The organism is Acinetobacter sp. XS-4, assembly GCF_023920705.1.
Classification (GTDB): domain Bacteria; phylum Pseudomonadota; class Gammaproteobacteria; order Pseudomonadales; family Moraxellaceae; genus Acinetobacter.
The window spans coordinates 306777-330942 of sequence record NZ_CP094657.1 but is presented as its reverse complement, the minus strand read 5'-3'; the positions used below and the strand labels follow the sequence as shown (position 1 = coordinate 330942).

Here is a 24166-nt window from a genome sequence, read left to right as displayed (position 1 = left end):
AAAGGGCAAAAAAGCTTATTATATTTGCTAAAAACATCAAAGTGACTAATGGTAGACAATAAAAAAGCCTACTTGAAGTAGGCTTTTTTGAGTGTTTTAACACATTACTTTTTAAACACCAAGATAATCCAAAATGCCTTCAGCAGCTTGACGGCCTTCCCAAATCGCAGTCACGACTAGGTCTGAACCACGCACCATATCACCACCAGCAAAGATTTTCGGGTTTGATGTCTGGAATTTGAATTCTTGCTTTTCAGCTGCGACAACACGGCCCGAACCATCAAGACTAATATTCGCATTACCAAACCAGTCAGCTGGACTAGGGCGGAAACCGAATGCAAGTAGAACAGCATCAGCTGGTAATACTTCTTCAGAACCCGGAACTGGTTCAGGGCTACGACGGCCACGACTATCTGGTGCACCCATTTGTGTCGTTACCACTTTTACGCCTGTCACTTTGCCATTTTCACCAACGATTTCGATCGGTTGACGATTGAATAGGAATTTTACACCCTCTTCATAAGCATTTTTTACTTCACGTGCAGAACCCGGCATGTTGCTTTCATCACGACGGTATGCACACGTTACATCATGAGCGCCTTGACGTAATGAAGTACGGTTACAGTCCATCGCTGTATCACCACCACCAAGTACAATCACCTTTTTACCATCTAAGCTGATGTATTCACTTGGGTCTTTTTCCCAACCTTGGCAACGGTTCACGTTAGAGATTAAGAAATCAAGAGCATCATAAACGCCATTAAGATCTTCACCTGGGAAACCACCCTTCATGTAGGTATAAGTTCCCATACCCATGAACACTGCATCATATTCTGCAAGTAATTCATCAATGGTTATATCTGTGCCAATTTCAGTATTTAAACGGAATTCGATACCCATACCCGTGAAGATTTCACGGCGGCGTTTCATCACATCTTTTTCCATTTTAAATTCTGGAATACCGAATGTAAGTAAGCCACCAATTTCAGGACGCTTATCGAATACAACTGGTTTAACACCACCGCGAGCCAGGATATCTGCACAACCTAAACCAGCAGGACCAGCACCAATAATGGCAACTTTTTTGTCAGTCCATTTTACGCCTGACATATCTGGACGCCAGCCCAAAGCAAAGGCTGTATCATTGATATATTTTTCAGCATTACCAATCGTTACTGCACCAAAACCATCATTTAAGGTACAAGCACCTTCACATAAACGGTCTTGTGGACATACACGACCACATACCTCAGGTAGTGTGTTGGTTTGATGGCAAAGCTCAGCAGCTTGGAAAATTTGGCCTTCAGCGATGAGTTTTAACCAGTTTGGAATGTAGTTATGTACAGGACATTTCCATTCGCAATATGGGTTACCACAACCTAAACAACGGTGTGTCTGATTAGCAACAGTTTCCGATGTAAAAGGCTTATAAATTTCCACAAATTCTGCTTTGCGGACAGTAATATCTTTTTTCTCTGGATCTTGGCGTGCTACATCCAGAAATTGAAAGTCATTATTTAGGCGTTCTGCCATGTCTCTCTCCGTGGGTAGGCGCGGTTTTCACTGTTATCCGCACCTGCCTATGTCGTTGCAGTCGTGGAATTATTGTGGATCAGCTTGTGTAGTTTTCAAAAGCGTTTGTAAATTAGCAGCCTTCGGTTTCACAAGCCAGAATTTACGGCTGTAGAAATCGAACTCATTGCGGATTTTATAAGCCCAGGCACTACCTGTTTCTTTAATATGCTCATCGATAATACGCAACAAGAACTCTTTATGATCTTCCATAGATTCTGTTGAAATACGATTTAAATCAATCAATTCGTGGTTGTAGTAATCTACGAAGTCATTGTCAAGGTCAAGTACATAAGCAAAACCACCTGTCATGCCCGCGCCAAAGTTATGGCCTACTTTACCAAGTACAGTCACAACACCACCTGTCATATATTCACAGCAATGATCGCCAGCACCTTCAATTACAGCAAATGCACCAGAGTTACGAACCGCAAAACGCTCACCCGCTGTACCCGCTGCAAAAAGCTTACCGCCAGTTGCGCCATACAAACAGGTATTACCAATAATTGCTGTGTTTTGAGTTTGGAAAGGTGAACCTTTTGGTGGGAAAATTGAGATACGACCACCTGCCATACCTTTACCCACATAGTCGTTAGCATCACCTTCTAGACGGATATGTAAACCACCCGCATTCCATACACCAAGTGACTGACCTGCAGTACCCGTTAAGTTCATCACAACTGGATGTACTTCCATGCCTAAGTTGCCATAGCGACGAGCAATTTCACCTGATACACGAGCACCGATTGAGCGGTCACAGTTCACAACAGTAAAGTTGAACTGGCCACCTGCACTTGATTCAATTGCAGGAAGCATTTCAGCAACCATTTTCTCAGCTAACACACCTTTATCAAATGGCGCATTTCCTTGCACTTCACAATACTGCGCTTTACCGTCAGCAGATGGATGAGAAGTTAACAATGCACTTAAATCAAGATGAGCATGTTTTTCAGTTTCACCCGGTAATACTTCGAGTAAATCAACACGACCAATTAAGTCTTTCAATGAAGACACACCTAGCGCTGCCAACCATTCACGCGTTTCTTCCGCAATAAAGTGGAAGAAATTGATGAGCATTTCTGGCTCGCCAATATAGTGCTCTTGACGCAAGTGATCTTGTTGAGTTGCAACACCCGTCGCACAGTTGTTTAAGTGGCAAATACGTAGATATTTACAACCTAACGCAATCATTGGTGTTGAACCAAAACCAAAGCTCTCAGCACCTAAAATTGCTGCTTTGATTACATCAAGACCAGTTTTTAAACCACCATCAGTTTGTACGCGTACTTTGCCACGTAAATCATTAACGCGAAGTGCTTGATGCGCCTCACTAAGACCCAACTCCCATGGAGAACCCGCATGGTGAATTGATGAAAGTGGAGATGCCGCTGTACCGCCGTCATAACCAGAAATGGTAATGAAGTCTGCATATGCCTTAGCAACACCAGCTGCAATTGTTCCTACACCCGGCTCAGATACAAGTTTTACCGAAACCATTGCTTGCGGGTTAACTTGTTTCAAGTCAAAAATTAACTGAGACAAATCTTCAATTGAGTAAATATCATGGTGCGGTGGAGGTGAAATCAGTGTTACACCCGGCACTGAGTAACGTAAACGTGCAATTAAACCATTTACTTTCCCGCCCGGTAACTGACCGCCTTCACCCGGTTTTGCACCTTGAGCAACTTTAATTTGCAATACTTCAGCAGAAGTCAGGTATGCAGGAGTTACACCAAAACGACCAGATGCGATCTGTTTGATTTTCGAGTTACGAATTGTGCCGTAACGAACAGGATCTTCACCGCCTTCACCAGAGTTTGAACGACCACCAATTGTATTCATCGCAATTGCAATTGCTTCATGTGCTTCTGGAGAAAGAGCACCCAAAGACATTCCTGCCGAGTCAAAACGAGGCAAGATATCTTCAACTGATTCAACTTGCTCCACTGGAATCGAATTGGTGGTTTTTAACTTGAATAAGTCACGAATAGTCGCTACTGGACGGTTATTCACCAGCTCAGCATATTCTTTAAAGTGTTCGTATTTACCAGAGCGAACTGCTTTGTGTAATGAGTTAATCACATCTGGGTTAAACGCGTGATACTCTTTATCAAATACGAATTTAAGCAAACCGCCTTGGTCAATTGGTTTGCGATTTGACCATGCTGTAGCAGCTAATTTTTTCTGATCTTTTTCAAGATCAGCAAATGTTGCACCCTGAATACGACTTGGAACACCCAAGAAGCACTGGTCTACAACTTCTGATGATAAACCCACTGCTTCGAAAAGCTGACCACCACGATACGAAGCAACTGTAGAGATACCCATTTTTGAAAGAACTTTTAATAAGCCTTTCTCAATACCTTTACGGAAGTTTGCTTGAGCATGGATTGGATCACCTAAAAGCTCACCTTTAGCAATCAAATCATTAATTACGTCATATGCAAGGTATGGGTAAACAGCGGTTGCACCGAAACCAAGTAATACCGCAAATTGGTGCGGATCACGTGCAAAACCGGTTTCAACCATGATGTTTGCATCAGTACGTAAACCAGTTTTAATGAGGTAATGGTGTACCGCACCTGTTGCAAGCGCTGCATTTGCAGGTAAGAAACCTTGGCGAATATTTTTATCAGTTAAAACAATTAAAGTTTTACCATCACGAACCGCTTGCGCCGCTTCTTCACAAATACGTGTAATCGCAGCTTGCAAACCTTCTTCTTCAGAATAGTTCAAATTGATGTCAACAGACTCATAGCCTGCACGATCAATACTACGGATTTGCTGCATTTTTGAGTTAGACAGAACAGGGCTCGAAATAATGATTCGATCTGCGTGCTCTGGACCTTGCTCAAATACATTCTGCTCACGACCTAAACAGGTTTCAAGCGACATTACAATCGATTCACGTAGTGGATCAATTGGAGGGTTCGTTACTTGCGCAAATTGTTGACGGAAATAATCAGTCACATGGCGTACTTGACGAGACAATACAGCCATTGGCGTATCATCACCCATAGAACCTACAGCTTCCTGACCACTTTCAGCAATAGGACGCAACAATTGATCACGCTCTTCAAATGTCACCATAAACATTTTTTGAGCTGCTTTTAAAGCATCACCAGTTAAACCTTGATCAACTAATTGTTCTTCAAGTTCTGGATTCGCATTTAGGCGAATTGCATGATCACGTAACCATTCACGGTATGGACGCATGTTTTTAAGGTGTGTATTTACATCTTTTGTATCAAGTACTTTGCCGGTTAAAGTATCAACTACCAAAATTTGACCCGGTCCAACACGACCTTTAGAAACCACATCTTCAGGTTCATAACCCCAAACACCAATTTCAGATGCTAAGGTAATGTAATCATTTTTGGTAACGACCCAACGTGCAGGGCGCAAACCATTACGGTCAAGCATACAAATCGCATGACGACCATCTTGAATAACCAAGCCCGCAGGACCATCCCAAGCTTCCATGTGCTTAGAGTTAAACTCATAGAATGCACGTAAGTCTGCATCTAAAGTTTCAACGTTCTGCCAAGCTGGTGGCACGAGCATACGCAATGCACGGAATAAATCCATACCGCCACCGACCAAGATTTCAAGCATGTTATCTAAGCTTGAAGAGTCTGAACCTGTACGGTTCACGATTGGATTAAGATCAGTTAAGCCCGGCAACAATGGATTTTCAAATTTAGGCGTACGTGCCAATGCCCAGTTACGGTTTGCTGTAATAGTGTTAATTTCACCATTATGCGCAAGATAACGGAAAGGCTGAGCCAAAGGCCAACGCGGTAAAGTGTTGGTCGAGAAACGTTGGTGGAATACCACAATATGAGATTTTAAACGCTCATCTGCCAAATCTGTATAGAACTCAGCAATCGCTGCCGGCATCATCAAGCCTTTATAGCTGATTACTGTCGAACAAAGCGTGTTCACGTAGAACGACGAATCATTTAGTAATTGTTGTTCTGCACGGCGACGTGCCAAAAATAGTTTACGGTTAAACTCAACTTCTGTTACACCCATTGGACAGTTCACAATGACCTGTTCAAAAGCTGGTAAAGATTGAAGTGCAATTTCACCTAGTGCATCGTTATTTGTAGGGACAACACGCCAACCTAGTACGCGTAAGCCATCAGCCTCAATTTCTTTAGTTAAAATATTTTTAGAGTGCTGCGCCAATGCCGGATCAACATTTAGGAATACAGTACCGACAGCAAAAACTTCGCTAAGTGTAATATCACTCAGTTTTTTTGCTTCATCACGAAAAAATTGCTTTGGCATCGCCAATAATAAGCCGCAACCATCTCCCGTCTTGCCATCTGCGGCAATACCACCACGGTGCGTCATGCAACTTAAACTGTGAATCGCGGTTTCTACAAGATGATGACTTGATTCACCCTTCATATGGGCAATCAGTCCAAAACCACAGTTATCCTTAAACTCATCAGGTTGATATAAACCTTGAGCGGGAGCTACAGTATTAGGCGATGGCATGTGCATAGCGTACCCTTCTTTCAATAAGGCTCTTTCGAGCGTCAAACAAACAACTTATTTCTGCGATATTGCCTACGGACGATAGTTAGCTCAATGTTTCGCAAAAAAAAATTTTGGGCTGATAAGCCAATATACGCTGTTCCATTTTTACGTACACTGGTTTTTGCTAGAAAAATGTTTTGACTTATTTCGCACTCTTTTAAAGCAGCTCGACCCCACGACTCTGCATAGACTTCACTCTTTAGAGCGCCAAAATAGTTAGCAGTACATTAATAAGCACAAGAATAAAGCAAAAACTATGCCAATATAATTTTAACAACTTAAGTATTTATATTTATTACAAATAGATCGATTTTATTCAGGCTATCATTTTAATAAATGACCAAATATGCACCACACTTGGTCATTTATTATATATACATCTTATTATTGCACTATATTTGTGCAGATTATTCTTATCGTTAGTTCCCTCTTGTGCCCTCATTTGTTGCATTTTTAGGAGGAGCTTCAGTTGCACGATTTTGTTGAGCCTTTTTAGCCGTATCAGCAGCAGAATTCGATTGATGTACATCCACAACATTTCCTTCAGCATCTCGGCGAATAATGGTTGTCCGAGTCGTAGAGTTCGTTGCTGGAGTAGCTACTTTAGGTTGTGCACTTACAGCACTATTTGCACCTGCGCCCATGAGTAAAGACTCATCAATTTTAGGTAATGCAGCTGGGCGTAAACGCACCTCATAAGTTTGGCTAATCCCACCTTTCATTTCATCTGCACCTAAATCATTAACTAGGGGTACATAAGTAGAAAATTGTTGTGGTTGTGGCTTAATTGATTCAGGCAAATCAAGGTTCAGTTGCGTTAATTGCTGAATTGCATCTTCAGAACGTTTAAATACACCATATGTCAAAACATATTGTTCAGATTGCTTATCACCACTTAACCGGAAGTAAATAAATTTATTTCGGTCTGAACGATTCTTTAAAAAGTTTTTAACAATATCTTCATCAGATGCACGGAACAGCTCAAGCGTCCACTGTTTCTTGTTTTCGCTAATAAATTTTGTACCGCGGAACTCTGCCTCATGCTGACCTGAAGCAACCGTACGAGTCGTTAAATCAAGAGGCCTAACTTCATCAGCTAAAGCCCCTAAGTTAACCGTTGTTGCCACTTTTTCTGGCTGAATTTGTACTGGTGTTTCTGAATCGGCTGCTTTTTCTACTTCTACAAGCTTCTTACTATCAGTCATTACCCAGAAAAGAAAAGCCAGAAACAAGCAGACGATACCACCCACCAACCAGATATATTGTTGAACATTCTGCCAAAGTGTACGTGATACAGTCATGTGTTACCTTAATTTATTATCCGTGTTGATTTGCCAAAATAGCTTGTTTCATGAGTTCAACATCAAAGTCTTTAGTAATTACCGCTTGTCCAAGTTGCTTTAACAACACTAAACGTAATTGACCATTGAGGACTTTTTTATCATGTGCCATATATCCAAGGAATTCATCCAATGGAATTTTTGGACATGATATCGGCAAATTAGCGCGTTGAATAATTTTTTTTGTACGCTCTACATCATCACTTGAAATCCAGCCTAAACGCTGTGATAAATCGGCCGCCATTACCATGCCGGTAGCAACTGCTTCGCCATGCAACCAAGTACCGTAACCAAGGTAAGATTCAATCGCATGACCAAATGTATGACCTAGGTTGAGTAAAGCTCTCTCGCCTTGCTCTTTTTCATCATTTGCAACAATACGGGCTTTATGGGCACATGAACGATAAACAGCTTCTGCTAAAAGATGAGCATCTCGTCCAACCAATCCATCCATATTTTGCTCTAACCACACCAGAAAATCAGCATCACCTAACAAGGCATATTTAATAATTTCTGATAATCCAGCAGACAATTCTCGATCAGGTAAAGTATTGAGTTGGGCCATATCAGCCAAAACAACTTGAGGCTGCTGAAATGCACCAAGCATGTTTTTACCTAGTGGATGATTAATTCCAGTTTTACCGCCTACACTTGAGTCTACCTGTGAAAGAAGTGTGGTAGGAACCTGAATAAAATACACTCCACGCTGGAAACATGCTGAGGCAAAGCCAGCCATATCACCAATAACACCGCCGCCTAAAGCTAGAACCGTACAATCTCGGTTAAAACCAGCTTCAAGTAATGCATCAAAAATTAAATTTAAATGTTGAATATCTTTATATTTTTCACCATCGGGCAAAATACAAGTAGCTATCGTTTTACCCAAATTTTTTAATGCTTCTTGATAGTGAGATAAATATAAAGGAGCGACCGTTTCGTTACTTACAATCATGACCTGTTGACCATGAATATAAGGTTCAAGCAACTGCTTAGGATCAAGTTGACTGCCAATAAAAATAGGGTAACGGCGTTCGCCTAATTCAACATGTAAAGTTTGCATGAGTTTATTAAACCACGAGTAAGTTTGGCTATTTTAGCGTGTTAGACAAAATAAGTTGCAAAATCTTTTGAGCAAGATCACGTGCAGCACCCTGATTGGTTTCAATCGTGTAATGAGCAACTTCACGATATAAAGGATCACGTATTTTTAATAAATCGCGCAATTTTTGTTCAGGGTTTTCAACTTGTAATAGAGGTCGGTTTTTATCGCGATAAGTTCGTTGTAATTGTAGTTCCACTGGAGTGTAAAGATAAACAACAATACCACGCTGCTTTAGAAACTCACGATTGGGGGGTTGAGTAACCGCGCCACCACCTGTTGCCAAAACCAAAGCCTTGCGAGAAGTCAACTCATTCAACACTATAGTTTCACGAGCACGAAATCCAAATTCCCCTTCTTTTTCAAAAATCCAAGGAATAGTAGCACCTGTTTTGCGTTCAATTTCATGATCACTATCTAAAAATTCACGCCCTAATATTTCGGCTAAATGACGTCCAACGGTTGTTTTTCCTGCCCCCATGGGCCCTACCAAATAAATATTTGGCAGGGTTTCAAACGCTTTGCTTGGCAAGGCGCCACCTATTTCAATTGCTTTCATTAAAAAATATATTAATGATTTCTCACCAAAGTGTCATTAACAATTCGTGGCGTAACGAAAATCAGTAACTCTTGTTTATCATCAGATTTCACATCTTTTCTGAATAAATGCCCAAGTACAGGAATATCACCAAAGAAAGGAACCTTGGTTTGTGAGTTAGTTGTCGTCTGCTCAAACACCCCTCCTAAAATGACCGTTTCACCATCATTAACCAATACATTCGTATTAATATTATTTTTATTTAAAATTAACTCACCATTAGGGGCTTCGCCTGCTACAGAATCCTTAGAAATATCTAATTTCATTTGAATTTTACCATCAGGCGTAATACTTGGGGTAACATCCAAGCTTAGGAGTGCATCTTTAAATGAAGTAGTTGCTGTGGAACCAGCACCAGAAGTAGTCGTCATCAGATAAGGAACTTGCTGACCAGTAGCGACTTTTGCAGATTGTTTATCTGCTGTCATGACTTTAGGAGTAGAAATAACTTCACCATAGCCATCGGCTTGTAATGCGGAAAGTTCAAGATCAAGCATAAAATCAGACATGCTAATTAAACCAAAGGCAATACTTCCCGCAGGATTGGTTACCCCTAAATCGACATTTAAGTTATCTGGACGTTCAATCGTATATTTATAGGCACCCGTAGTAGTGTCTTTTTCTGGCTTTCTTAAATTCCATAAGGTTGTTTCACTACCACCAACCAGCAAGTTATTATTATTGGTAATCCCTTGCGACAATATTCCCCATTTAACGCCTAGTTCTTTGGTGAAAGATGTAGATGCTCTTACAATACGCGCTTCGACCATGACCTGCTTCACTTGTACATCAAGCAAATCAATCATTTTACGAATTTTATCAATATTTTGTGCTGTATCATTAATAATTAAAGTATTAGTACGGGTATCAGCCACAGCACTACCGCGTGAACTTAATAAGCTCTCCAACGCAAGAGAATCCGAGTTTGCAGTACGATTCGCAACTGCCCCCTTACCATCACGAGAATCTTCGATTAACTTAAGTAAATCTATGGCTTTAGCATAACTCAAATGAATATAATCAGTTTGAATCGGTGCTAACTTAATCGTTTGTGCTAAAGCTTTTGATTCATCATCTTCGGCCTTAATCAGCTCTGCAACTGGAGCAATCCAAATAACATTGCCATTTCTGCGTTTATCAAGATTTTTGGTCTTTAAAATAATATCAAGTGCCTGATCCCACGGAACATCTTTCAAGCGCAAAGTAATATTACCCTGCACACTATCGGCAGCTACCATATTAATGCCCGTAAAATCAGCAAGTAACTGTAGAACTCTACGAACTTCAATATCTTGAAAATCAAGAGAAAGCTTATTACCAGAATAAGATAGCTTAGATGCAGTATTTACATTTTTGTCCTGAGGACGCTTTAAGCTAATGGTGAGTTTATTTTCCGCCTGATAAGCCATATATTCATAGCTACCACTAGATTGGATCGTAATAACGCCATTACCTTTTTCGTTATAAGACTCGATGGTAGAAACAGGGGTCGCAAAATCGTTCACATTTAAACGTTTAGCCAAATGTGTAGGAATTTTAGAGCCCAGAGTTCTCACTACGACTTTGCTACCTTGTTGCTGAACATCAACAGGGGTATTGCTTCCGAGTAAATCAATAACAATTAACCCTTCACCTTGACTTCCACGCTGAAAACCAATATTTGAAACACCTTGGGATTGCACTGTAGCTGTTGGTAAAGGCTTAATAGCCGCTTGAGCTGAATTAATCTTTAAAATAAAAGTATTGCCTTCAATACGTGTTGTAAACGCACCTGCCTCTTTTAAATTGACAGTTAAACGTGAACGCTGATCGTCAGAACTTACATCAACAGAGCTCGCTTCATTTGTAGCAACCGCTACTTTTGACTGTGTTAAAGTCTGGTTAGCTTTATTAAAATCCAAAATCAAACGTGAAGGATTTTCAAGCTGATATGCCTGTGGCTGTGGTGGCAAACCATTGAACATAACTCTAATTTCTGTACCCTGACCTGCAATTTGTGTCGGTACAATATTGGTCATGCTGACCTGTGCAGAGGCAACCTGCATAAGTGCAATGGCTACAGCCCCCATAGAAAACTGACGGAATACGTGATTCATTGTCTGACCATCCCCAATTAAATAATCTTTAAAAATACTTTTTCTTTGTTATTCCCTAAATTTTAGGGTGCGGGCCCAATTAACACTAAGGTTCTTGGTCTCTCCACATAGCCTTCGCGCCCATCAGGGACAATTTCTACCAGATCAATTTGGGTTGGACCAATATGAGTAATACGTCCTTGATTCATCCCAATATAGTTCCCCACCTGTACCCGCTCAATTTGCTGATCAGGTGATTGGATAAGAGCCAGTACTTGCCCACGGTTATTACGTATACTTCCTTTCATGTTTAAGGATTCTAATGCATAACTTTCTAGGGGCTGAGGTGCACGTGAAAAATTCGGATAGACTCGTTTTCCTGCCATAATTTTGAGCTCAGCAGCAAGTGAGCTTGGTAAAAATGGACTCTTTAGCTGATGAGCCGCATAATTAAATTGTGGCACAGCTGTAAAAACAGGAGCTGGGTCGATCGGCTGTGGTGGCTGATTACGTATATTTGCCATTTGCTGATTTACAGCATCAATTCTCGAGTCACATCCAACTAAAACTAAACATGCCAAAATAGAAAAAGAAATTTGCTTAAGTTTCATTGTAATGCTCCTATTTCGACTGTGTATTAGCAGTAGAGGAAACAGGTGCTACAGAAGCCGAAGCATTATTTTCTGGATGTTCAGCATTTTCTACGGCGCCCATATAGCGATAAGTTTTTGCTTTAATAGAATAGTTAAGTACAGGAATATCTGACTTACTATCTTTAACAGGTGCAGCCTCTACAACAAAATCATGCATCGTCACAATACGTGGTAATGCCGCAATACTACTAACAAAGGCACCAAAAGCGTGATAATCGCCAGTTGCTTCCATCGTAATAGGCTGTTCAATAAAGATTTCCTGCTTCACTTCATCTTCTAAACGGATATTCTTAAACTTCAGACCAGAACTCACACCAGTTAAGTTAATATCCTCAACCAAGCTTGGAATTTCGGTTTCTTTTGGCAGTTGCTCTAACTGCTGATTAAAGTTTGCTTGCATCTCTTGAAGCTGAAGCTGATACTGCTGCAAATTACGTAATTTTGAATCCTTTTCTCGAAACTCATTCAACAAATTACTTTCTTGCGCCTCTGCATTATCAATTGCTTGTAGCTTTGGCTGAATAACAACAAAGTACCCCAAAGCCAATACAGCAAAGAAAATAAAAAACCAGCACGTAATTTTCACAGATAATGGCCAGCTACCATAACTGTTCATATCTAGGGTGTTAAATTGCTGAAGAAATTTTTCTAAAGTGATCTTTTTTTTCTTAGATGGAGCTTGTTCTAACGACAACTCATGAAGTTCATCCGGACTCATTTAACTGCCCCCTTATCCGTGCTTACAGATGTATTGGTGGTATCAGCTGTTGTAGTCACCCCCGCTTCACCCAAATCAACAGTCACAACAAAACTGCCATAGCCATCTTCCACTCTAGGAAGCAGCGAACTCGCAGTCTTATCTTTTTTCTCTTCAGTCGCCAAGAATGAATTCATAAAAGCATTGCGATACCATTGTGATGCTTCGAGATTACGTAATAACTCTGCGACCGTATTTGGACTTTCAGCCTTACCTTCAATGGTAAATTTATCTCCAGTCCGGCTAAATTTAGTCAAGTACATTGCTGCTGGGGTCACTCGTACCAATTCATCTACCAAACGCACAACAACAGGACGTTGACTTTGCAATCCCTGAATAAGTTTCATACGCTCGATAATGGCATCACGCTGTTCTTGCAAGCCATTTAAGGTTTTAAGCTGTTGATCTAGACTCTGGTTTGTACTGGTGATGAGTTGATTAGCTTGTTCTTGATCATCTAATTTTTGATTCAAATAAAACCACCCAGAAAATACAGTGGTGATCCCCAGAACAACGACCCCAAAACATAAAATAATAAATTGTTTTTTGCGCTGTTCCCTAAGCCCATCACGCCAAGGGAGTAAGTTAATTGTTGCCATTAATCAAAACTCCTTAAAGCCAAGCCACATGCCACCATTAATGATGAAGCATCATTTTCAATTTTTTGAATGTCGACTTGAGGAGAAAAACCCATTTGTAAAAATGGATTGGCAATGGTCACACGGTAACCAAGCTTTTGTTGCAACAGTTTAGCAAGCCCAGGAATATTGGCATTCCCACCTGCTAGTAAAATATGGTCTATTTCATTGAACTGTGACGAAGAAAAGAAAAATTGTAGAGACCTAGCCGCTTGCTGCACGACCGCATCTAAAAATGGCTCTAAAACTTCGATATCATAGTCATCGGGTAAAGAGCGCTCTTTTTTAGCTCGCCCTGCTTCTTCTAAAGACAAACCATAACGGCTTTGAATTTCCAGTGTAAGCTGTTTGCCACCGAAGACTTGTTCACGGGTATAAATGATTTTGCCACTTTGCATAACCGATAATGTGGTCATGGTATGGCCGATATCTAAAATACCAATGGTATTTGCACCCATGGGCAAACTATCAGCAAATACACTAAAAGCACGCCCGACAGCATAACTTTCGACATCAGCAAGCTTAGGCGTTAAATCCACCAGTTCCAGCACTTCTACTCGTGTTTCAACATTTTCTGTTCTTGTTGCAACTAGAAGTACATTTACACGGTTTGGATTAGGCAGTCGATCTGGTAAAACCTCAAAATCAAGACTCACCTCATCCAAAGGGAACGGTATATACTGCTCCGCATCTAAACGAATCTGAACTTCTCGCTCATCATCATTCATATCTGCATCCATTTCGATGGTTTTATGAATAACCGTCGATGTTGGAACAGCAATTGCAGCGTTACTGGTTTGGGGATTTGCTAAATTCATCGCCCGTTCCAAAGCTTCTGCCACTGCCTCTGGATTCAAGATATTTTTTTCAACTACACTGTTCTCGGGTAAAGGCATCAAAGCATAGCTTTCCACCCAATATTTACCGTTCTTAACAGAGAGCTCTAACAACTTAACAGAAGTCGAACTAATATCGACACCCATTAACCCCTTATTCGGTTTACGATATAACCTGAGCACACTATTGTCCTATTATTTTTTTATCCCCAAAAAAATTACAAACCAATAATCTAGGTCTTTATTTTTACACGGATACAATATCTCATCTAACAATCCGCATGTCTAAAGGCTATACTGACCACAATTAGTTTGTATTCGATCTTATTAAAGCTTACTTATCATGAAAAAGCTATCCAGTTTGGGCTTCGTGCGTCCAATTTTTTTGATCATTATTATTATCTTAGTCTCACTTCCGATGGGCTTTTATGGCATGTATCTCTATATCGCCCCATCGCTACCTGAAATGAGTTCACTAAAAAAAGCTCCGCTTTTAAAACCTCTACAGGTCTACACATCGGATAATCAACTGATTGCCGAGTATGGTGGTAAGCTTTCTATTCCAGTTGAATACAAACAAATTCCTCCTGCTTTTATTCATGCATTTTTAGCAGCAGAAGACTCTTCTTTCTTTGAACATAGCGGGATCAGTTTTAAAGGTTTAGGACGTGCTTTAAGTGAAAGTGTGACTGGCTCTGATGTGCAAACTGGTGGTTCAACCATTACCATGCAGGTTGCAAAGAACTATTATTTGAGCCCAGAAAGAACCTTAAAACGCAAAATAACTGAGATCTTTTTGGCTCGAAAAATTGAGCAAAATTTATCTAAAGAAGAAATTCTCAGCCTTTATGTGAATAAAATCTTCCTAGGAAAAAATGCCTACGGTATCGCAGCGGCAGCCAAAATTTATTACAACAAAAGTATTAATGAACTCAGCATTGCTCAAATGGCAATGATTGCAGGTTTGCCAAAAGCACCTTCTAAATACAATCCTGTGGTTAATCCTGAGCGTGCGCTTGAAAGACGTAACTGGATTTTAGGCCGTATGTTACAGCTGGGTTATATCTCTCAAGCAGAATATCAAAAAGCTGTAGCTGAACCGATTAACCTAAACATGCCCAATCGGGATTTAAATAATATTCACCCGTATGCGGGCGAAATGGTTCGCTCGGAACTCGTTAAGCATTTTGGCGAACAAGCCATTGATTCTGGTTATAAAGTCTATACAACCATCAATGCTAAACGCCAAGCGATTGCAGAGAAATCTGTACAAGATGGTCTTGAAGCTTACGACCGTCGTCATGGCTGGCGTGGTGCAGAAGCACACGATAAACCATTAAATGAATTTAGAGCATATGCCAATACCTACCCTGCACAAATCACCAAGGTAAATAGCAGCTCTTTTGACGCATTAATGCAAGATGGTACCACCGTTACTGTACAGTGGTCAGGTATGTCATGGGCTCGCCCCTATCGCAATGCGAATAGTGTAGGTGGTGCTCCTTCGCGCGCGTCTCAAATTGTTCAAGTTAAAGATATTGTTCGCTTACGTCCAAATGATGCAAAAACAGCATGGTCTTTAGTTCAGGTTCCAAAAGTTCAAGGTCAACTTATTGCGATTAACCCGAATGATGGTTCAATTGAAGCAATTGTAGGTGGTTATAACTTCTATCAATCGAAATTTAACCGTGCCTTACAAGGCTGGCGCCAACCCGGTTCAACGATCAAACCGTTTGTCTATGCATTGGCATTAGAACGCGGTATGACGCCGTACAGCATGGTGAATGATAGTCCTATCACGATTGGTAAGTGGACACCTAGAAACTCAGATGGTCGTTATTTAGGAATGATCCCTTTACGCCGTGCTTTGTATTTGTCTCGTAATACCGTATCAGTACGCCTTTTACAAACGGTGGGAATTGAACGTACACGCCAGTTATTCATGGATTTTGGTTTACAAGAAGATCAAATTCCACGCAACTACACCATTGCCTTAGGTACCCCTCAAGTCTTACCAATTCAAATGGCAACTGGATATGCAACTTTTGCAAATGGTGGTTATCGTGTTCAACCACACTTTATTCAGCGTATTGAAGACGCATACGGTAAAGTGATTTATGAAGCTAAGCCAGAATATGCATGTATTTCATGCATTAATGCGCCTGACACAACTGATGACGAGCAGAAAGCTACAACAACAGATGATGAAGTCATTGAAGTTACGAACAAAGATGTAGAGCAGAAAGAAAAGGCTGCTAAACAACTTAATCTTAAACAGAGTGATAAAGCGAATAGCGAGTACCGCCAAGCTCAACGTATTTTAAAATCAAGCTCTGCTTATGACATGGCCAATATTTTACGTGATGTAATTGAGCATGGTACAGGTCGTGCAGCACTTAAAATTGGTCGTAGTGATTTAGGTGGTAAAACAGGTACAACCAATGACGCAAAAGATGCATGGTTTGCAGGCTTTAACGGTAAATTAGTGACTGTAACGTGGGTTGGATTTGACCAGCCGACTACATTAGGTCGTCGTGAGTATGGCGGTATTGCTGCATTACCAATCTGGATTAACTTCATGGGTCAAGCATTGCAAGGTACACCAGCATCTTGGGTTCGTTTAGATAAAGATGCTCAAGGCCCTATTTCACGTGACAAACAACAAACTGTTACTGAGGTAGGCGATAAGAAAACTTATCGTGCAGCTCCACCATTAGCACGCCCGCTTTATCGCCCAGCACCACCACAACCAAAACTAAGCAATGACAATGACTTTTCCGATTTGCCAGGTGAAGAAATTGTTATTCCATCAAAAGCAGCACCTCCTGCTATGAAGCCTTCACAGGGAGCAGCACCGAAGCGTGAGAAAGATGAACTAGAAAATCTGATTAATCAGATTGAGTAAATATAAAAAAGCCATCGTATGATGGCTTTTTTTACGCTTTTAAAAATGAACTGCTAGCTAGCTGTTTTATTACGTTTCTGAAAGACATAAATTTGAAAAGATGCTGTTACCTCTAATTGCGACTGCTGCTCTAACTGCAAACGACGCTCAGGAGATGCTTTATAAGCATAAGGTGTCATAGCAATCAGATTTTTTAAAGCCTGTTGATCAAGCACAAAAGGGGCATTAATAATTTGCTCTTGTTTGAGCTCAAACAAATCTTGCAACTGCTCTACAAACTTTTCTGGTGTATGAGGGTTAACCTGTTCAAATAAAGCTTCACGCATTGCATATAAATGTTCAGATGCAGGAGTGACAACAATTAAATATCCATCATCTTTTAAAACACGTGCAATTTCTGCTTGTGGAATTGGGCTAAACAAACTGGTACATGCATCCATACTTTGATCAAGTACAGGCAAAGTCGCACCAGTTCCCACAACCCAAGTCACCTCAGTATTGAGCTTTGCTGCACGCTGTACCGCATTTTTTGCAATATCAACACCAATACATTGCTCAACGACTTGCTGCATGGCACTTGTGTAATAGCCTTCACCACACCCAATATCAAGTACGGTTTTTACACCTAATTGTTTTAATAAAGCGACTACGGCATGTTGCAAAGGTTGATAATAACCACCTTGTAAAAAAGCTCGTCGCGCATCGACTGACTCTGGTGTATCTCCAGGGTTCTTACTATGTTTATGTTGCACAACATGTAAGTTCACATAACCTTGTTTAGCGACATCATAACTATGCCCTTGTCCACACCGCCAAGTTTTTTCATTTAAATTGAGAGACTGACGACACACAGGACACATTAAAATTTGCTTAGTCACTTTTAATTATTCTCTTGTTCTTTTTGTTGTAAATAACTTTGTGCATGCATTCCCACAAATGTACGTCCCGCATTAGCTCCACTAATCCATTCATCTACCTGAAATAAATCAAATAGCCCCACTTTGACTAAAGTTGGAATAGCAATCTTTAATTCTTCCTCAATCTGGCCTCTTTGGCCTGCATTATATAGTTTAATATTATGCAGCATTGTAGCGACAGTTCCTGTTTGCACCTGACTTCCATCTTTCAGTACGACCTGAGGTAATACCTCGCCCTCTCCAACTACTTTCTGATTAATTACAGATAATTGGTCTAGACCAGCAACTTTTGTCATTCATCTCTCCAATAAAAAAAGCCAGTAGAACTGGCTTTATATTGACACTAAAATAAGATCTATCGCAATTTTAAAGTCATTAGACCTAAAACTACTAATATAATTGTAATAATCCAAAAACGAATCACAACTTGGGTTTCTTTCCAGCCCTGCTTTTCATAGTGATGATGCAGCGGCGCCATTAAGAACACACGTTTATTACGCATCCGCAGCGATCCAATTTGCAAGAAGACAGATACTGCCTCCATTACAAACACACCACCCATAATCGCAAATACGATTTCTTGGCGCACCATAACAGCAATCGTTCCAAGCATTGCACCTAAAGCTAATGCGCCAACATCACCCATAAAGATTTGAGCAGGGTGTGCGTTATACCAAAGAAATGCCAAACCTGCACCAATCATGGCAGAGCAGATTACAACAAGCTCAGAGGTATATTTCACATAGGGAATATGCAAATAGTTTGCGAAACGGATGTCACCTGACAAATAAGCAAATACACCTAAGCCAGTAGCAACCATTACAACAGGCATAATTGCCAAACCATCTAAACCATCAGTTAAGTTAACGGCGTTAGAGGCACCATTAATAACCAGATAGGTAAATACAATAAACGCCAAGCCCAAAGGAACCATAGAAAGTGGAATTGAAAGATTCTTAAAGAATGGAATCAATAAATCCAGCATGTTTGCAGTATAATCAGCATTCGACTGTTGGGTTGCAATTAAATATAAAGCAATACCCGCCCCAAGCGATGCAACTGAAGTCCAGAAAAACTTCTTACGTGCAGGTAAACCTGCATTGTCTTTATAGCGAATTTTAATCCAGTCATCTGCCCAGCCCACAGCACCGAACACAACCATTACACCAAGCACAATCCAAACATAGGGATTAGATAAATCAGCCCAGAGTAAAGTACTAATACCAATTGAAAGCAGAATTAAAATCCCGCCCATGGTTGGTGTACCCATCTTTTTAGCATGATTTTCAGGAGCAAATGAACTTACTGCCTGACCGTATTTTAACGCTTGTAATTTACGAATCATGATCGGTCCGAGGACCAGACCAATGGTCAGTGAAGTTAATACACTGAGTAAAGAACGTAATGTTAAATAACGAACGACCTGAAACGAACTGTGATAGCCCGCAAGTTGTTCAAACAACCATAACAGCATTTAAAGTTTCTCCATCAAATCAGCCATCAACGTTTCCATATGAGTAAAGCGAGAACCTTTAAACAGGAAACTCATGGACTGTGGTTGATGTGTTTGGATTAGATTGATTAGAAATGGAAGCGCCTCAGCTTGTGTCTGAAATGCTTTCACTTTATTGGAATGAGAGTGTGCACCCTCGAAAGCGGCTGGAGCAAACTGCCCAACTGCAATAATATGATCTAAATGAAGCTCAGCAAGATCACGGCCTAAATCGTGGTGTTCTTGCCAACTGCTCTCACCTAACTCACCAATATCCCCCATGACCATCACTTTTACGCCTTGTTGCTGCAATAACACTTGTGCAGCAGCACGCATAGAAGTTGGATTGGCATTGTAGGTATCATCAATAAATAAGTAAGGTGACTTTTGAATAAAGTTAAGACGACCTTTAGCTCCCTGAGCTTGCTCTAAGCCTTGAACAATATCTTCCAGTCCAATACCAATTGCTAAAGCAAAAGCTACAGCTGCGGTCGCATTTTGAACATTATGCTCACCAGCAAAAGGAAGCTTAACGGTACTGCTGCCTTGTGGTGTATGTAGCGTAAAATTTGTTGATTGAGGTAGTAATTCAATATCTGTTGCATAAACATCGCCACCCACACCAAATGTAGAAATACGATACGCTTTTGCAGCGTCAAAAATCTCAGCAGCGAAATCATCTTGTTGCGGTACGATTGCAACGCCATTTGGTAAAATATGACGATAAATTTCCGATTTAGCTCGGCAAATACCTTCACGACCACCAAATTCGCCCAGATGAGCTGTACCAATATTCAAAATGCCTGCAACATGGGGCTGAACGAGTTTTGATGTGTAATCAATCTCACCTTGATGGCTTGCACCCAACTCCATCACCGCATATTGATGTTCCTTGCGAAGCTCTAGCAGCATCATGGGTACACCAAGGTCATTATTTAAATTACCACGGGTGATCAATGTCGGAGCTAAGCGCGACAATATACTTCCTAACATTTCTTTAGTTGTCGTTTTACCGCTACTGCCTGTTAAAGCAATCACTTTTAATTGAGTATTTTGCTCACGGCGATAAGCACCGAGTTGCCCCAAAGCCAAGCGCGTATCAGCAACAACCAGTTGTGCAATTTCTACATCAAGCGGGTGTTCAACAATTGCGATTTGACAACCATTCGCTGCAACCTGAGCTACAAAGTCGTGCGCATCAAAACGTTCACCTTTTAGTGCTAAAAAGGCGTCCCCAGTTTCAGCATGACGAGAGTCCGTTAAAATACGTTTAATTTCAGTTTGAGGGATCTGGTCTTTATGCCAATAGCCCTGCGTTGCCTGTTGTAATTGTTGAGCTGTCCACGGTTCCAAAGGCACGGTACTGGTGGTTGAAGTATGCATAAATAATCCTATTGTGCAGGGTAAGCAGCGTCTACAGTATGATGCTGCGCAGCAATTGCTGATTGTACTTCGACAACATCATCAAACCAGTGACGCACACCATTAATTTCTTGATAGTTTTCATGACCTTTACCAGCAATAACCACAATATCACCAGCTTGAGCTTGCTGTGCAACAAACTTAATTGCTTCACGGCGATCATGAATTTCCTGCATGCGATGCCCAGAAAAATCAATTCCTTGCTTCATATCAGCAAAAATTTGTTCAGTATCTTCGGTTCTTGGATTATCCGAAGTTAGAATAATCGGATTCGCTCCATCTAAAGCGGCTTGAGTCATGAGTGGACGTTTACCACGGTCACGATCTCCACCACATCCGAATACTGCCCAAAGCTGATTAGATACATGACGTTTTAAAGTTTTAAGCACCTGAATTAAAGCATCAGGTGTGTGTGCATAATCCACAACAAATAAACGCTCACCATCGCGAATAACCTGCATTCGTCCCGGTGCACCAATAAGCTTAGGAACAAAAGCGACTAATGCTTCCAAATCAAAACCTGCTTGTTCAGCAGCAATAAGTGCTGCTATTAGGTTTTCGACATTGAAATGCCCCAATAATGGACTTTGAACAGCAAAAGAACCTTGCTGACTGACTAAATTAAAAGTCGCCCCAGCTAAAGAGTAACTTAAGTCACTAATATAATAGTCAGCCGTATTTTGGGTAAGTGAATACGTCAGAATCTTTGGCTGAGCAGGATTTTGTTTTGCTGCATTTATCATAAGAGCAGCATGTTCATCATCAAGATTAATAACAGCTACTTTTAAAGAATTAAAACGGAATAAGAGAGCTTTTGCTTCTGCGTAAGCCTCTAAAGTGCCGTGATAATCCAGATGATCGCGACTCAAATTACTATAAACAGCAATCTCAATCGCACAACCATTTAAACGACCTTGCTCTAAACCATGTGAGCTTGCTTCCAGAGAAGCGAAAGTCGCACCTTGTTTAGCATAATCATGCAATGCATTTTGTAGCTGTAAAGCATCGAGCGTAGTATGAGTTGATGGCGTCAGATCAGGCAAAATACCATTACCAGTTGTACCCATCACAGCACAGCGCTGTTGTTGCGAACTAATTAATTCAGTAACTAGACGTGAAATTGTCGTTTTACCATTTGTGCCTGTTACTGCAACAATACGTGCTGGTGTAACAGGATCTATATATTGCAAATAACGCTCTTGCCATTCACCCATACGCTGACGTACGTCAGGGCATACCCATTCATTTGCCACACCCAGCTCAGTCTCACTAATGATCGCAAGTGCGCCATTAGCTAAAGCTGACTCAGCAAAAGCACATGTTTTTTCAGGTTGGCTATAACTAGTCAAAGCAATAAAAATCTGGCCTGATTCAACCTTACGGCTATCTAGACTAAAGCCATGAAAGGGCTGCTTAGACCACTGTGCATTAATCTCGACTGGATTAATTTCTTGAAAAGAAACAGACATAGCTTACCTGCGAATAGGATTTACTGAAGTATCAAGGGGCTTATCAAGCGGGACATTCATTAAACGTAATGATTCTTGCATAATGCGTGCAAAAACAGGTGCCGCAACCAAACCACCGTAATAACGACCTTGTGGGTTTTCAACAACGACTATAACGGCTAAACGTGGGTCGCTAATTGGAGCAACACCAGCAAATAAAGCACGGTATTCATTATTTGAATAACCTTTACGGTCTGCACGAAGTTTATGGGCCGTACCTGTTTTACCACCAACGCGATAACCCGGAATATTAGCTTGCTTTGCAGTACCACCAGGCATCGTAACTTGCTCTAGCATGAGCAAAACCTGATCGGCAATTTTTGGAGCAAGAACTTGTTCCCCTTTAGGTGCCTGATCTAATTTATGCAGGCTTAAAGGCATTTTCTCGCCATGATTTGCAAGCATTGCATAGCCTTGAGCTAACTGAAGAATAGTCGCATTTAGACCATAACCATAAGCCATAGTACCAATTTGAGAAGAGTTCAATTTACTCACTGGAAGCACTAAGCCTGAGCTTTCCCCAGGGAATTTCACAGCCGAGCGTTTACCAAAACCAGCACGATTAAAGAAGCTTGGTAGTGTTTCTTTTGGAAGTGACAATGCAATTTTTGCAGAACCCACGTTTGAAGACTTAATAATGACGCCACTAACAGTTAAAGCACCATAGTTATGAGTATCACGAATCGTATGCCAACCTAAACGCATTGAACCCGGAGACGTATTTACAATCGTGTTAGGCGTATATTGCCCAGTTTCTAATGCAGAAGAAATTGTAAATGGCTTCATGGTAGAACCCGGTTCGAACATATCAATCGCACCGCGGTTACGCATGGCATCTTTATTAGACAAACCATTTTTATCATTCGGGTTATATGACGGCCAGCTGGTCATCGCCAGAATTTCACCAGTCTTAACATCTACAGCAATTGCAGTTGCCGAACGGGCATTATTTGCAACACCAGCTGCGGTCAACTCTCTATACATAATGTATTGCAAACGAGAGTCGATACTTAAAGTGATGTTTTCGCCCGGCTCACCCTCACGGATAACCTCTGAAACTTTTAAGCGATTTCCGCGCTTATCACGAATAATTTTTTGCTCACCATCCACACCCGACAGCTGTTTATTGAGCTGCATTTCTAAGCCTTCAATCCCTTGGCCTTCACTGTTGGTTAAACCAATAATCTGGGCATTTGGCTGTGGTTGAGGATAATAACGCTTATACGTTTTCTCGGCATACACGCCTTGAAAGTTACCCTTCGTAATGAGGTCTGCCTGTTGCGGTGGTATTTCTTTTTTCAAAACCAGATACCGAGAACGCGGTCGTGCATTCATCTGCTTTTTAAGATCGGCACGATCTAAACCAACGACATCCGCTAACTCATCAAGATTCAAGTTTTTATCGGGTAATTGTCTTTTTAATTTACGATTATTCGGATCTTTCTTTAATTCTGCTGTAATTTGGTCATATAAGTGCTTTGTATCGAAATAATCACGTGGATCCATTACGATTTTCATGATCGGTGTACTAATTGCTAAAGGCACACCATGGCGATCACTAATCACGCCACGCATAGCTTCCACACGCTCAGTACGCAAAATATTGGCATTAGCCTTGTTTTGTAAAAAATCCTTATTAATTACCTGTACATAGAATGCACGTGCAATTAAAACAACAAAACAGAGTAACACTACTGCCCAGAGCAGATAAAACCGCCACATATCAAAGGCAAGAGTTGGTTTTTCCGAAATAGACTGCTGTTTTTTCCGTGTTTGTTTTGTTCGCTTATCTACCATACAGCAAGG

The 24166-nt window shown here is 40.9% G+C and carries 17 protein-coding genes; 1 reads left to right on the top strand and 16 read right to left on the bottom strand.

The annotated features are described in order from the left end of the window. Positions 1 to 111: 111 nt before the first annotated feature. From MMY79_RS01560 to MMY79_RS01515, 10 genes are all read right to left on the bottom strand, one after another. Positions 112 to 1533, bottom strand: a complete 1422-nt coding sequence (locus tag MMY79_RS01560) for a glutamate synthase subunit beta (protein WP_252611524.1) — start codon at positions 1531 to 1533, stop codon at positions 112 to 114. Between the two features lie 69 nt (positions 1534 to 1602). Next, entirely contained in the window at positions 1603 to 6078 is a 4476-nt protein-coding gene (gene gltB, locus MMY79_RS01555; RefSeq protein WP_252613399.1) for a glutamate synthase large subunit, read from the bottom strand. Positions 6079 to 6539: 461 nt separating this feature from the next. Next, positions 6540 to 7421, bottom strand: coding sequence for a hypothetical protein (locus MMY79_RS01550; protein WP_252611522.1), 882 nt, complete (start codon positions 7419 to 7421; stop codon positions 6540 to 6542). A gap of 16 nt (positions 7422 to 7437) precedes the next feature. After that, on the bottom strand, positions 7438 to 8520 hold the full coding sequence (aroB, locus tag MMY79_RS01545) for a 3-dehydroquinate synthase (protein WP_252611520.1): 1083 nt from the start codon (positions 8518 to 8520) through the stop codon (positions 7438 to 7440). Positions 8521 to 8548: 28 nt separating this feature from the next. Next, positions 8549 to 9118, bottom strand: coding sequence for a shikimate kinase AroK (aroK, locus tag MMY79_RS01540; protein WP_252611518.1), 570 nt, complete (start codon positions 9116 to 9118; stop codon positions 8549 to 8551). An 11-nt stretch (positions 9119 to 9129) separates the two neighbouring features. Then, complete coding sequence (locus MMY79_RS01535; protein ID WP_252611517.1) at positions 9130 to 11253, bottom strand: type IV pilus secretin PilQ family protein; 2124 nt, start codon at positions 11251 to 11253, stop codon at positions 9130 to 9132. A 62-nt stretch (positions 11254 to 11315) separates the two neighbouring features. Next, positions 11316 to 11843 (bottom strand): pilus assembly protein PilP, encoded by a 528-nt coding sequence (locus MMY79_RS01530; RefSeq protein WP_252611515.1) that lies wholly within the window; start codon positions 11841 to 11843, stop codon positions 11316 to 11318. A gap of 10 nt (positions 11844 to 11853) precedes the next feature. Continuing rightward, positions 11854 to 12603, bottom strand: a complete 750-nt coding sequence (locus MMY79_RS01525) for a type 4a pilus biogenesis protein PilO (RefSeq protein WP_252611513.1) — start codon at positions 12601 to 12603, stop codon at positions 11854 to 11856. Continuing rightward, on the bottom strand, positions 12600 to 13241 hold the full coding sequence (locus MMY79_RS01520; RefSeq protein WP_252611510.1) for a PilN domain-containing protein: 642 nt from the start codon (positions 13239 to 13241) through the stop codon (positions 12600 to 12602). The genes MMY79_RS01525 and MMY79_RS01520 overlap by 4 nt, the downstream gene beginning before the upstream one ends. Then, positions 13241 to 14299, bottom strand: a complete 1059-nt coding sequence (locus MMY79_RS01515; protein ID WP_252611508.1) for a pilus assembly protein PilM — start codon at positions 14297 to 14299, stop codon at positions 13241 to 13243. Before MMY79_RS01515 ends, MMY79_RS01520 begins: the two co-directional genes overlap by 1 nt. 160 nt (positions 14300 to 14459) lie before the next feature. Between MMY79_RS01515 and ponA the strand changes: the two genes are divergently transcribed. Further along, positions 14460 to 17021: a penicillin-binding protein PBP1a gene (gene ponA / locus MMY79_RS01510; protein WP_252611506.1), complete on the top strand. Its 2562-nt coding sequence runs from the start codon at positions 14460 to 14462 to the stop codon at positions 17019 to 17021. A gap of 53 nt (positions 17022 to 17074) precedes the next feature. On the opposite strand, the gene MMY79_RS01505 is transcribed toward ponA, so the two are convergent. From MMY79_RS01505 to ftsI, 6 genes are read right to left on the bottom strand one after another with little or no spacing between them, the layout of a single operon-like run. Then, the gene (locus tag MMY79_RS01505; RefSeq protein WP_252611504.1) at positions 17075 to 17899 is read right to left on the bottom strand and encodes a putative RNA methyltransferase; all 825 of its coding nucleotides are present in this window, start codon (positions 17897 to 17899) and stop codon (positions 17075 to 17077) included. A gap of 2 nt (positions 17900 to 17901) precedes the next feature. Beyond that, positions 17902 to 18234 (bottom strand): hypothetical protein, encoded by a 333-nt coding sequence (locus MMY79_RS01500; protein WP_252611502.1) that lies wholly within the window; start codon positions 18232 to 18234, stop codon positions 17902 to 17904. A 59-nt stretch (positions 18235 to 18293) separates the two neighbouring features. Further along, positions 18294 to 19412 (bottom strand): phospho-N-acetylmuramoyl-pentapeptide-transferase, encoded by a 1119-nt coding sequence (gene mraY / locus MMY79_RS01495; protein ID WP_252611500.1) that lies wholly within the window; start codon positions 19410 to 19412, stop codon positions 18294 to 18296. After that, positions 19413 to 20813, bottom strand: coding sequence for a UDP-N-acetylmuramoyl-tripeptide--D-alanyl-D-alanine ligase (gene murF / locus MMY79_RS01490; RefSeq protein WP_252611497.1), 1401 nt, complete (start codon positions 20811 to 20813; stop codon positions 19413 to 19415). It abuts the gene before it with no gap. Between the two features lie 8 nt (positions 20814 to 20821). Then, the gene (locus MMY79_RS01485) at positions 20822 to 22321 is read right to left on the bottom strand and encodes a UDP-N-acetylmuramoyl-L-alanyl-D-glutamate--2,6-diaminopimelate ligase (RefSeq protein WP_252611495.1); all 1500 of its coding nucleotides are present in this window, start codon (positions 22319 to 22321) and stop codon (positions 20822 to 20824) included. Positions 22322 to 22324: 3 nt separating this feature from the next. Beyond that, positions 22325 to 24157, bottom strand: a complete 1833-nt coding sequence (ftsI, locus tag MMY79_RS01480; protein WP_252611493.1) for a penicillin-binding protein PBP3 — start codon at positions 24155 to 24157, stop codon at positions 22325 to 22327. Positions 24158 to 24166: the final 9 nt, after the last annotated feature.